The 13,802-nt window shown below is 41.4% G+C and carries 6 protein-coding genes; 5 read left to right on the top strand and 1 reads right to left on the bottom strand.

Annotated features, from left to right (window positions below; genetic code table 11):
* The first annotated feature begins 15 nt into the window (after nt 1-15).
* From IQ13_RS17760 to xylA, 4 genes are all read left to right on the top strand, one after another.
* Nucleotides 16-3,351 carry a VCBS repeat-containing protein gene (locus IQ13_RS17760; protein WP_144887974.1) on the top strand — a complete coding sequence of 1,112 codons (3,336 nt, stop codon included), beginning with the start codon at nt 16-18 and terminating at the stop codon, nt 3,349-3,351.
* Between the two features lie 11 nt (nt 3,352-3,362).
* The gene (locus IQ13_RS17755; RefSeq protein WP_144887973.1) at nt 3,363-5,477 is read left to right on the top strand and encodes a thioredoxin domain-containing protein; all 2,115 of its coding nucleotides are present in this window, start codon (nt 3,363-3,365) and stop codon (nt 5,475-5,477) included.
* A 166-nt stretch (nt 5,478-5,643) separates the two neighbouring features.
* Complete coding sequence (locus IQ13_RS17750; RefSeq protein ID WP_144887972.1) at nt 5,644-7,122, top strand: xylulokinase; 1,479 nt, start codon at nt 5,644-5,646, stop codon at nt 7,120-7,122.
* Between the two features lie 54 nt (nt 7,123-7,176).
* Complete coding sequence (xylA, locus tag IQ13_RS17745; protein WP_144887971.1) at nt 7,177-8,505, top strand: xylose isomerase; 1,329 nt, start codon at nt 7,177-7,179, stop codon at nt 8,503-8,505.
* 88 nt (nt 8,506-8,593) lie between these two features.
* On the opposite strand, the gene recN is transcribed toward xylA, so the two are convergent.
* Nucleotides 8,594-10,246, bottom strand: a complete 1,653-nt coding sequence (gene recN, locus IQ13_RS17740) for a DNA repair protein RecN (RefSeq protein WP_144887970.1) — start codon at nt 10,244-10,246, stop codon at nt 8,594-8,596.
* A 588-nt stretch (nt 10,247-10,834) separates the two neighbouring features.
* Between recN and IQ13_RS17735 the strand changes: the two genes are divergently transcribed.
* Nucleotides 10,835-13,786, top strand: coding sequence for a SusC/RagA family TonB-linked outer membrane protein (locus IQ13_RS17735; RefSeq protein ID WP_144887969.1), 2,952 nt, complete (start codon nt 10,835-10,837; stop codon nt 13,784-13,786).
* Nucleotides 13,787-13,802: the final 16 nt, after the last annotated feature.

Below are 13,802 nucleotides of genomic sequence, written 5' to 3'. Positions count from 1 at the left end.
GCATAATTATCAACCATGACAAAAAAAGCATTCATTACACTTTGCGCTTTAGGGATCTTTTTTGTTACAGCTACACTTTTACAGGGGTGTAAAGAAAAAAGTGCTGATGCTGCTGCAGTTGATCCTGTGTTTAGAAAAGTAGATTCATCGCAAAGTGGTATCGGCTTCGCTAATTATTTAAAAGAAGACTATCAGCGTTATTACTTCGATACGTTTGCTTATGTGTACAATGGAGCGGGCGTAGCCACCGGCGATTTTAATAACGACGGCTTGATGGATGTTTATTTTACCGGTAATCAGGTGCCGAATAAACTTTATCTCAATACCGGTTCCTTAAAGTTTAAAGATATTACCGCAACAGCCGGTGTAGATGGTGGCAACGGCTGGAATAACGGTGTAACGCTGGTTGATATTAACAACGATGGCAATCTCGATATTTATGTTTGCAGAGGTGGGTTTAGAGATACAGAGCAAGAAAGAAGAAACTTGTTATTTATCAATAAAGGCAACTTAACCTTTGAAGAGCAGGCAAAGAATTATGGGTTAGATGATGCTGGTTATTCTATTCATGCAGCATTCTTCGACATGGATAATGATAACGACCTGGATATGTATCTCACCAACAGGCCCGATTCGTTTTATCTCGGTTTGTCGAGAATGGTTTCAGGCAAACGAAACCCGCCCGATATGTGCCGGGATAAATTATACCGGAACGATAACGGACGTTTTACAGAAATCGGTAAACAGGCAGGCATCAATCATAATTTCGGTTATGCCTTGTCGGTAGTAACAGCCGATCTCAATAACGATGGCTACCAGGACATTTTTGTTTCGAACGATTATGCCGATAACGATTACATCTACATTAATCAAAAGAACGGAACCTTCAAAGATGAAGTGAAGAGCATGACGAATCATTTGTCGCTCTTTTCAATGGGTGCAGATATCGCCGATCTCAACAATGATGGTTATGAAGATATACTGGTGATGGAGATGTTGCCCGAAAACTACAAGCGTTCAAAAGTATCGATGCCCCGTATGGATGTGGAAGGCTTCTGGGCAATTGTTGACAGTGGTTTTCACAAGCAGTATATGCACAACGTGCTGCATTTGAACCATGGCAATGGTTTCTTCAGCGATGTGTCGCAAATGGCCGGTATTTCCAAAACAGAATGGAGTTGGTCTACATTGGCATCTGATTTCGATAACGATGGACAGCGGGATATTTTTGTAGCCAACGGTTATCGTCGTGATTTATTTGATGGTGATATTCAGCAAAAGCAAGACATGTATGTGCGTGCCAACATGCACAAGTACCAATCTGCCGACGAAATGTTTACCAAAGGTTTCCAGGAATACCTAAGTATTTACGATCCCATCAAAGTAAGAAATTATCTCTTCAGAAATAAAGGTCAGCTGCAGTTCGAAAATGTATCGGAAGCCTGGGGCTTTAAAGACAGTACATTTTCAAATGGTGCAGCTGTTGCAGATTTTGATAACGATGGCGACCTTGATCTTGCAATCAACAATATTGATGAAGAAGCTTTTTTGTATGAGAATGTAACCAACAAGAAGAATAATCACCTGCGTATTCAACTGGCAGGTCCGGAAAAAAATCAGGATGGTATTGGTGCAACAGTTTCATTATATTATGATGGTGGTTTGCAGCAATTCTTTCAACAAAAACTGGTGCGTGGTTATCTTTCATCCAACGAACCAACAGTTCATTTTGGTGTAGGTAAAAAAGATAAGCTTGATAGCGTAGTCATTCTCTGGCCCGACGGCAAAAAAAATACAATCAGTAATGTAGCAGCTAACCAGGTAGTAAAAGTTAATTACAAAGAAGCTGTTCAGTTTGTGCGTTCAGCGAATGTATCTCCTTTATTTGCAGAGGCATCAGCGAATTTGTTAGCAACGCCGTTTCTGCATACCGAAAATAAAATCAATGAATATGCCGACCAGGTTTTGCTGCCACACGAATTCAGCAGGAGCGGACCTTTTATTGCCACAGGTGATGTAAATGCAGATGGACAGGAAGATTTTTATGTTGGTGCTGCTAAAAACCAGGCAGGTAAATTATACCTGCAGCAAAACGGAAAATTCATCAACAAAGTTATTCCAGCATTTGAAGCCGATCAGCAGTACGAAGATATGGGCACCGCATTCCTTGATGCAGATGCAGATGGTGATCTTGATTTGTATGTTGTAAGCGGCGGCAGTGAGTTCAACGAAGGTTCGGCGATGTATCAAGACAGGTTATACCTGAACGATGGGAAAGGTAATTTTTCAAAAGGCATGTTGCCTGCAACAGTAAGCAGCGGTTCTTGTGTTGCGGTATTTGATATGGATGGGGATGGTGATCTCGATGTTTTCAGAGGAGGCGAAGTTGTGGCGCATCAGTATCCGTATGCACCACAAAGTTATTTGCTGGTGAATGATAAAGGAAAGTTTACCGACAGAACAAATGAAATAGCACCAGAACTTCGAAAAGCGGGGATGGTAAAGTCGGCAGTATGGGCCGATCTGAATGCGGATAAAAAGGCAGAATTGATTCTTACTGGCGAATGGATGCCGGTGAAAATATTTGAGTATGCAAGTGGTAAAATGAAAGATGTGTCTGCTGCATACGGTTTACAAAATACAGAAGGTTGGTGGAACAGAATCATAGCCGATGACATTGATGGAGATGGTGATCAGGATTTGGTTGCAGGAAACATTGGCGAAAACTATAAGTTCCAGGCAAGTACAGCCAAGCCATTTGAAGTGTTTGCAAAAGACTTTGATGCCAATGGTACCAACGATATCTTTTTAGCAAAACACTTAAGCGATAAAATGGTGCCCATCCGTGGTCGTGAATGTACATCGCAGCAATGCCCGATGATCTTACAAAAATTCCCAACGTATCTGTCGTTTGCAGAAAGTGATCTGTCGGGTATTCTTGGCGAAGATGAAATGAAAACAGCATTGCATTACAAAGCACATCTTTTCTCAACGGTTCTTTTTGTAAATGAAAAAGGAAAATTTGTAACAAAGAAGTTGCCGATGGAAGCACAGCTCTCTACAGTAAACGGTATCATCGTTAAAGATTTTGATGGCGATGGAAAGAAAGATATTCTGATCGCCGGTAATAAGTTTGATGTTGAAGTAGAAACAACGCCTGCCGATGCATCACCCGGTGCTTTCCTGAAAGGCATGGGTAACAACGAATTCAAAAGTTACAAACCGGGACAGAGTGGATTTTTTGTTCCCTACAATGTAAAAGATATTCAACCGATAAAAACAAACAGCGGATACGCTGTATTGGTTAGTTCGAATAACGACAGATTGCGTGTTTTTGAAAGCCGTCGTTAATAGTTGTAAGAATGCCAGCAAAGAAATTGACATATCACACAAGACTTTTTACAGCAGCAATTACATTGCTGTTGTTGAGCGGCTGTTCTTTGTTGGGAAAACATAAACAGGAAGGCAATAAATTAAGCAATGCATCAAGTCCTTATTTGCAGGAGCATGCAGACAATCCTGTTGATTGGTATGAATGGGGCGAAGAAGCATTGGCCAAAGCAAAAAAGGAAAACAAACCATTACTCATTAGTGTGGGTTATGCTTCCTGCCATTGGTGTCATGTAATGGAAAAGGAATCATTCATGGATACAGCTGTTGCAAGAATCATGAATGAATCTTTTGTGTGCATAAAGGTTGACAGAGAAGAGCGTCCTGATATTGATAATTTATACATGAATGCCTGCCGTCTTTTAAACAATGGCGATGCAGGCTGGCCATTGAATGCATTTGCATTGCCAGATGGTAAACCTTTTTTTGCCGGTACGTATTATGCAAAAAGCAATTGGATCACGTTGCTGAAACAGGTAGCAGAAAGTTACAGAACCAAACGTACTAAAGTAGAATTGCAGGCTGCATCAGTTTATTATGGTATGATTGATAATGATCAGTTGAACCTTCAACCTGCAGGTACAAAATCAACCGTTGATGCAGCATTTCATACTTCTCTTTTTCAAGCAGCGTATCAGCAGGTTGATGTTGTAAACGGAGGAATAAAAGGCAAGCAGAAATTTCCAACAGCACCTGTTTGGGATTTTATGCTGCAGTACTACTACATCACCGGCGATCAAAAAGCAAAGGATGCTACGTTGCACACGCTTACAAAAATGGCACTCGGCAGTATTTACGACCAGGTAGGTGGCGGCTTTGCCCGTTACTGTACCGATAGTGTATGGCGTGTGCCGCATTTTGAAAAAATGCTCAATGATAATGGCCAGTTAGTGAGTTTGTATGCACAGGCTTATAAATTAACGCAAAACAGTTTGTACAAAAAAGTACTGACTGAAACTTTGGAGTTTATCGATATAGAACTGTCTGCGCCGCAAGGTGGTTTCTACAGCTCGTTAAATGCAGATACAGAAGATGGAGAAGGAAGTTTTTATGCTTGGAGTTATAATGCGTTCAACAATGTAGTTACAAGCGAACAAAAAAAGTTGTTGGCCGACTATTATAACCTGACAGAAAAAGGCAATTGGGAAAAAGGAAAGAACCTGTTGTATGCAATAGATGATCCTGCTGTATATGCAGCTGCAAAAAATATGGATGTCGCTGCCTTTCAACAGTTGCTCCAAAAAAGCAGATCAGAATTAAAGGCTGCAAGAAACAAACGTACCAAGCCGGTTACCGATACCAAGATCTTAACCTCCTGGAATGCCATCATGCTCAGTGGATATGTAGATGCATACACTGCAACCGGCAATAATGCTTATTTACAAAGAGCATTAGCGAATGCTTCGTTCCTTCAAAAAAATATGCTTCGTGCAAACGGGGAATTGATGCGGAATTATTATCAAGGTAAAGTTTCAGTGTCTGCTTTTCTTGAAGATTATGCGTGGTTGTCGTGGGCATACATCAAACTCTACCAGGTTACATTTCAAAAACAGTGGATAGATCTTGCGAAGAAGATAACTGATCATGCAATCGTACATTTTTATGATCCTGCATCGGGTTTGTTTTATAATACTGCAGCATCATCGGATGCTGTGTTACGCAAAATGGAACTACAGGATAATGCAGTGCCTTCTTCCAATGCAATGATGGGCTTTGTATTGCATCAGTTGGGTACATTATTTTCCGATACGGCCTATACTGCTAAAAGTGAAAAGATGTTGCTGGCAGTTTCAGAAAAAATAAAAGCAGCACCAATCTATTATGCACAATGGTGTCGGTTGGCGGGTTTAAAAGCAGGCAAAACATACGAAGTAGCCATCATGGGTAGGCGTGCAAACGAACACAATATCGCATTGCAAAAAAAATACCTGCCTACCAGTGTGTTTCTTGGCGAAACGAGTAATGAAAATCTTCCGTTATTGGCAAATAAATATCAACCTGAAAAAACAATGATCTATGTATGCAGTAATGCAAGTTGTAAAAGACCGGTAGAGCAAACAGACGAAGCATTGTTGCAGATAAAATGAAATAATATAAAAATGAACAGCAGAAAACAGCAATTAAAAATTAAGCATAATACTCGAAAAGGTAAGGTAGAAGCTCCTTTTCTCATGTTAGTTTGTTTAGGGTCATAATCAACAGCACGGGGGAATGTTTCTCGTTCCCCCTTTATTTAAACTCAAAAAAGGAAGAATGTTATTATTAGGAATTGATATAGGAACATCGTCGATTAAAGTTTCGGTAGCGGATGCACAAACGCAACAACGTGTTGTGTCGGTCAACTGGCCCGATACCGAAACGGAAATTATTTCGAAACAACCCGGTTGGGCCGAACAAAGCCCCGATACATGGTGGGAGCATACCCAGCTGGCTATACAAAAAGCCAATGCCAGTAATTTGTATAACCCGAAAGACATTGCGGCTATCGGTATTTCGTACCAGATGCACGGGCTTGTAATTACCGATAAAGACAACAATGTGTTGCGTGAGAGCATCATTTGGTGCGACAGCCGTGCAGTTGAAATTGGTAACAAGGCGTTTGATGAAATCGGTCCTTCCAAATCGTTACAACATTTACTCAACTCACCGGGAAATTTTACGGCCAGCAAACTTGCTTGGGTAAAACAGAACGAACCACAGTTGTACCAGCAGGTAAAACATGTAATGCTGCCCGGTGATTACATCGCCATGAAGTTGAGTGGTTCGGTTACCACCAGTATTTCAGCCTTGTCGGAAGGCGTGTTCTGGGATTTTGTGAATAACGAACTGTCGAAAGATGTGTTCGAGTACTATGGATTCAAAGAAAGTTTTATTCCAATAATTAAAAATGTATTTGCAGAACATGGCCGTTTAAGTGAAGAGGTTGCCAATAAACTTTCGTTGAAGACAGGCATTCCTGTCGCATACAAAGCAGGCGATCAGCCCAACAATGCATTATCGCTAAACGTACTTGAAGCTGGCGAAGTGGCTGCAACTGCAGGAACAAGTGGAGTGATCTATGGTGTGAGTGATGAACTGACATTCGATCCGCAATCACGCATTAACAGTTTCGCCCACGTTAATTATACAAACGAAGCAAAACGTATTGGCGTACTCTTGTGCATTAACGGTACAGGTATTCTCAATCGCTGGATGAAAAATCTTACTGCAAACAACAGTTACCAGGCAATGAATGAAGCTGCAGCTGCTGTTTCCATTGGCAGTGATGGTGTATTTGTGCTACCGTTTGGTAACGGCGCCGAACGTATGCTGGAAAATAAAATTGCCGGCGCCCACATACAGGGGCTCGATTTCAATACACACACACAGGCACATTTATACCGTGCATCGCAGGAAGGCATTGCTTTTGCATTCCGTTATGGTCTGGATATTATGCGGGAAAATAAAATGAATCCTTCTGTTATTCGTGCAGGCAAAGCCAATATGTTTTTAAGCGATGTATTTACCAAAGCATTTGTGAATACACTTAACATTCCTGTTGAATTGCACAATTGCGATGGAAGTGTTGGAGCAGCATTGGGTGCAGGCATTGGCGCAGGAATTTATAAACATGCAAAAGAAGCCTTTAGTAACGCAAAGCCATTGGCAGTAATTGAACCGGACAGTACAGGTAAGCTGTACGATGAATTATATGCAGAATGGAATACCTTGCTGCACAAACAAATTAACTGAAATAGTAAACATTCGATAACGCTGCTGTAGAACAGCAGTTAAATAAAAACAACCATGAAAGTAGTAACTGGACAAACAGAATTTTTCAAGGGCATTCCTCAAATTAAATTTGAAGGAACTGGTAGTGATAATCCTCTTGCGTTCCGCTGGTATGATGAGAACAGGGTAGTTGCAGGAAAAACCATGAAAGAATGGTTACGTTTTGCTTGCGCCTATTGGCACAGTTTTGTTGGAAGTGGTGCCGATCCTTTTGGAGAACCTACACATATTTTTCCTTGGGATAAAAAAGCAGATGCAGTTGAGCGTGCAAAAGATAAAGCTGATGCGGCCTTCGAATTTATGACCAAACTTAGCTTGCCTTACTATTGTTTTCACGATGTGGATGTGGTGGATTACACCAACGATGTTAATGAAAACGATAAACGCTTACAGGCAGTAACAGCCTATCTCGCCGAAAAGCAAACTGCAAGCGGTGTAAAATTGCTTTGGGGTACAGCAAATTTATTTTCGAACAGACGTTACATGAACGGTGCTTCAACAAATCCTGATTTTCATGTGTTGGCACATGGTGGCGCACAGGTGAAAGCAGCATTGGATGCAACCATTGCGCTCGGTGGCGAGAACTATGTGTTCTGGGGCGGACGTGAAGGTTACATGAGTTTGCTGAACACAAACATGAAACGTGAAAAAGAACATCTTGCACGTTTCCTGCATACTGCAAAAGATTATGCACGCAAGAACGGTTTCAAAGGAAAATTCTTTATTGAACCCAAACCTTGTGAGCCAAGCAAACACCAGTACGATTATGATTGCGAAACAGTAATTGGCTTCCTTCGTCAATACGATCTGTTGAATGACTTCAGCTTGAATATTGAAGTGAACCACGCAACACTGGCTGGTCATACTTTCCAGCACGAATTACAGGTAGCTGCCGATGCAGGTTTACTCGGCAGCATGGATGCCAACCGTGGCGACTACCAGAATGGCTGGGATACCGATCAGTTCCCTAACAACATTAACGAGTTGGTTGAAGCGATGCTGGTAATTGTGGAAGCAGGTGGTTTTGCAGGTGGTGGAATTAACTTCGATGCAAAGATTCGCCGTAACAGTACCGATATGGAAGACCTGTTCCATGCACACATTGGCGGTATGGATGCGTTTGCCCGTTCGCTGGTAATTGCAGATAATATTTTGCAGAAATCAGACTACAAAACAATCCGCAGCAACCGTTATGCTTCGTTCGACAGCGGTAAAGGAAAAGAGTTTGAGGAAGGTAAATTAACATTGGAAGATTTACGTGCATACGCCATTGAACATGGTGAACCTGCTGCTACAAGTGGTAAGCAGGAGTATCTTGAAAATCTCATCAACCGCTTTATCTAAACGGGCGTAGTTGAATAGCATAAAAAAATCCCCTTCGCAATGAAGGGGTTTTTTATGCAGTATTGTAATTGATAATTGGAAGGAAGTATTAACCCGTTACCATTTCTCTTGCAGTAACAAGTGATGAATCGGTAGGTTTTTCTCCGCTGAGCATTTTTGCCACTGCTTCGATCTGCTCATCTTTTGTCAACCTGCGGATTTTAGTTTTAATAACAGATTGTTCATCCTGTTTATAAACAAAATAATGTGCTTCGGCTTTCGCAGCAATTTGTGGTAAATGTGTAATGGTGATTACCTGTTGACGATTCGCCAGCTCCTTTAATAAAATGCCTACCTGCTTTGCAGCCTCACCACTGATGCCCGTATCAATTTCATCGAAAAGCATTGTGGAAAGTGAAATACGTTCGGCTACCAGCGATTTAATACAAAGCATTAAGCGACTTAACTCACCACCACTGGCAACTTTACTGATTGGTTCAAAGCGGTTGCTTTTATTGGCATCAAACAGGAAATTAATTTTATCGATACCATAGGGTTGCAATGCACCCGTAGTGAGTTCAACTTTTAATTGTGCATTGGGCATGCCTACACGTGCAAGCAATGCGTTTACCTGTTTCACAAATGGCTCTGTTTGTTTGCTGCGTAACTGATGAATAGCTTTAGCTTCTTTCTCCAGCTGCAGTTTTAATTGCTCCGCTTCTTTTTCTTTTGCAGCAATGGTGTTGTCTGCATCCGCTACGGCCTGCAGTTCATTTTCCAGTTGTTGTTGTAAGGCAAGGAGTTCGTTGGTAGAATGCAGTCCGTGCTTTTTCTGCAGTTTATAACCGATCTCCATCCGTTCATTTAACTGCTGCATACGTGCTTCATCAATGCTGATGCTGTTTTGCAAATGATCGAGCTCCGAAGCAATATCGCTCAGTTCAATTTGCGCACTCAACAACCGTTGGCTGATGTTGCTGATATCGGGATGTACATCTTTGTATTGCTGTAAACGTTGCAGTACAATTTTCAGTTGTTGCACAACAGGGGTTTCGCCGTCTTTTAGAAAAGAAACCGAATCGGTTAACACTGCCGCAATGCTTTCAGCACTGTTCAACAGTTTTAATTCCTGCTCGGCCTCTTCCAATTCGTTTTCTTTAAATGAAGCTTGCTCCAGTTCATCCAGTAAAAACTGCTTGTAATCCTGTTCTTTTTGTTGTTGAAGCTGTTGTTGCTTTAACTGTTCCAGTTCTTTTTGCAAACGGGCAAAACTGAGGTATTGCGTGCGGTAGTGTTCTACTGTTTCTGTACAGCCCGCCAATGCATCAATCACCTCACGCTGGAAATCCTCTTCGCCTAATTCCAATGTATCGAACTGCTGGTGCAGATCAACCAAAGCAGCGGTAAGTTCTTTCAGCTGTGTAAGTGTAACGGGTGTATCGTTAATAAACGCTCTCGATTTTCCAGTGGCTGCAATCTCTCTGCGTAAAATCAGTTCTTCCTCAATATCAATTTCATTTTGTGTTAACCATTGCTGCAGTTGTTTTTTATTACTGCTGAACGTGGCTTCAACAATACACTTCTTATCGGGCGCACGTAAGGCAGAGCTGTCGGCACGGTTACCTAAAACCAGGCCCAATGCTCCCAGTAAAATAGATTTACCGGCGCCGGTTTCACCGGTAATAATATTCAGCCCTTGCTGAAAGTCGACAGTAAGCTCATCAATAATCGCAAAATTCTGTATAGATAAATGTAGCAACATAAGCAGCTCAAAACTAAATGAAATAGGGCAAATCTGCGAATGCTGTTTAGAGGGCGAAAATCACGATAATATTCTTTGCAATGGCAATTTTAGTGACCAAAATTAACACACAGAATGCATTCTTTTTTTCTTGTAAACCCACGATCGGCCCGAAATACTATGTGCCAACTTTTTCTTTGAAAAATAGCACAACCGTTTGCGCAGGTTTTTCAACCGTTTGCGCAAGTGTAAAGGGTTTCAGGGCTTTTGGAGAGATAAAATCACCCGTCTAAATTTGGTTTAACGAAGAGTTAATCATTACATCACAACAAAGTAATCGTTCGATAAAGTTGACGATGTATGAAAAGACTGTCGAGAACGATTTGCTTGATTACGATTGAAAATCCTTTATCCTGTTTGATATAAGTTGTATCGAGTAAACAGGAGATTAAATGATAAGGATAAGATTATTCCAGTGCAGCCCGATTAGAAGATTGAAGCGAATTTGATCAAGAGCCTGAAAGGTGGAGATTGATTTTGATAGACAGGAAAACTGCTGTTAACTGCTGCAGTGTTTTTTGGATATAAACCTAAACTAACTAGTTAATTATGAAGAAGCGAATGATTCTGTCTGCGACAGCACAGAAGCTTATTGTTGGTGCATTCCTGTTTTCTTTTATTGGTAATGCAAGTGCCCAATCCGACACTACTTCAGCCTCTCTCAAAGGCGACTCTGTACAAATGCTTGTTACCAATGGTATTAAAGTAGAAACTGCAACAGCAGGGTTTAAAGAAATCAGCTTTGTGCCTTTGCGTTATGCGCTCAAGCAGCCGGTTATTTCGTTACAGCAAATAGTGAAAGGTAACGCTGCAGGTGTGCATGTGCAGGAGCCAAGTGGTGAACCTGGCAGCGAGCAGAATGTGTTTATTCGTGGCATCTCCTCTCCATTACTCAGCAAACGTGAATTGTTCGATCAGCAGGCAGCAATTTTTTTGAATGGTATTCCGCTAGCACAGGATAATCCTTTTGCTTACGAAATACAGAAGTACGATTTTAACCGTATTGGCCCTGCTACCAATCTGCTTGCAGCCATTAGTCCCGATAATATTGAATCGATTGAAATTATTAAAGACCCGGTTACACTTGCGGCTTTGGGTCCGGTTGCAGCAAACGGTGCTATCTGGATTACAACAAAGAATGCACATTCCGGTTACAGAGAAATAACGGTAAACAGTTATTATGGTTATGCAATGAAGCCATCCTATACGCCTGTAAATGCAGCTTACGAAAATAATTTCCGCAAACCATTTTACGATCGTTTTGGTACAATCGCAGACAGGTTGAATTATCCGCCGTACTTAAGAGATTCAACAAATGCTGATTATTATGGTCCGGCAAACTGGGGCGATAAGTATTTCGATAATGCTGCGCTGTACAATCTTGATCTGAGCTTAACAGGCGGATCGGAGCGTGCTAATTTCAGGTTCTTCGGAAGTGCTACAAAAAATGCATCCAGTGCCGATCGTACAGCCATCAACCGCTACACAGGATCGTTCTTTATTAATGCTGCTCCCATTAAATGGTTAATGGTATCGAGCATGCTTAACTATAACCGTTTAGAACGTACACGTAACCGTAACATACGTGACCGCCTCGCAGAACAACGGTATATCCCCGATTTAACCAACCCGCTTACACCTAATAAAAATTTATACAGTGCCTATCTGAACGAGTTTAATAAGGTAATCGATAATAATACATCTAACGTTATTCAAGGTTATTTTGCTTTATCAGCCAACCTTAACAAATTCAGTTACCGTGGCCGTATTGCATTCGATTATAATGAAGGTATTCGTGATGTTTTCTGGCCAACTACTTTATTAGAGAAGAACAATTTCGTGTCAAATTATTTCGGCTACAATCAACGGATGGTAGTAAGTAATACGGCAACCTACCAAATTGATGTAAACCGTAAACAAAAATTAATGCTCGAAGCAGGCCAGAATTTTATGGCCGATACTTATAAGTACGATTATGCCTATGCTTACAATGGTCCTAACGATTTCGTGAAGATCAATGTTGTAAATGGTGCTACCGGAAGCGACTATTTACTGCCTGCTGCATTCAGAGTGTATTATTTCCCAAGTAAAATGCGTTCGGCGTTGGCTTCTTTTTCGGGTAAAGCAACATACTCCTTTGATGATGTAGTAAAGCTGCATGCTGTAGTAAGCAGGGATGGCTCATCGAACATGCAACCGGATAACCGCTGGACGACGAATTTTTCCGGTGGCGTTGAATGGGATGTGAAGAAACAGTATGGCGATGCATTAACCAACATGAATGCATTTACCGTAAACGCATCGTGGGCACGTTTAGGAAGATTGTTGAATGACGACCGTTTTAATGCAGGTGCTCAATACCGTGTAGATATGGGTTGGGGTAATGAACCAACATTGGGTTCTTATGCAGGTATTCCGGGCATATCAAGACCGTATACCAGTGGATGGGTTGGTTATGGTATACCCTGGGCACGCAGCGAACAGTCGAACCTTGCTGTGCGGATGGCTTTCTTGAACAGCAATCTCAAATTTGGTATTGATGTGTATAACAGAGAAGATAAACAGATGCTGTTGCCTGTACCTGTACCAACAGAATGGGGTTATACCGGTGCTTACAAATCGGGACTGCATGTGCGCAACAACGGTATCGACTTTACCATGTTTGCCAATATTCTTCCTGCAGAGAACCATCGTATCAGCTGGAGTATTTCTTCCAACTTTAATTATAACAGAAACAAACTTGTTGGCTTGCCCGGTGGTTTAAACGAGCTCATCATCGGTAACAATAAACTGGTTGTTGGTAAACGTATCGACGCATTCTGGTTACTGAAAAATTTCGGCACGTATAAACGTCAAAGCCAGATCACCGTTAACCCGCAAACAGGCGTAGCATTGAACTATCGTGGTGTGCCTGTTACAATGGGCGATCCCTGGTGGTTAGATTTAAACAATGATTTCCGCATCAACGATGAGGATAAACTCGTAACAGGGAACTATTTGCCAAAAGTTACAGGTGGTTTCAGTACAACACTTGCTTATAAAGCATTTACCCTCGATATGCAGTTTTATACAGCATTGGGCCACCAGGTATTAAATCAGTATGCATCATCACGTCTCGATTTTATTAATGTAGAAGCGAGTAATAATATCAACTCTGTAAAAGAAATTACATTCTGGCAAAAGAAAATGGATTTGTCGGGCTATCCCATGTACAATCCATGGAGTTCGGTAGTGCCTTACCGTCTCGATCAAAGCCTGTTCCTCGATAATGCTTCTTTCTTGAAGCTGCGGTCTGTAACGCTCAGTTACGAGCTGGCAAAAGCAAACGCAAAACAGAAATCGCTGCGCAGTTGTGTGTTTTACATAACAGGCACCAACCTCTTAACCATTACCTCTTTCAAAGGCGATGATCCTGAACTGGTGAACTACAACGGTATTTATACAGGTTATGGATTACCGCTTTCACGAACAGTTATAGCAGGTGTTAGAATAGAATTATAATAGAATCATTTAAAAT

It is taken from the genome of Lacibacter cauensis (genome assembly GCF_007830055.1).
Lineage (GTDB): Bacteria > Bacteroidota > Bacteroidia > Chitinophagales > Chitinophagaceae > Lacibacter > Lacibacter cauensis.
The sequence above is the reverse complement of the archived record's forward strand: the minus strand, read 5'-3'. Positions and strand labels throughout refer to the sequence as shown.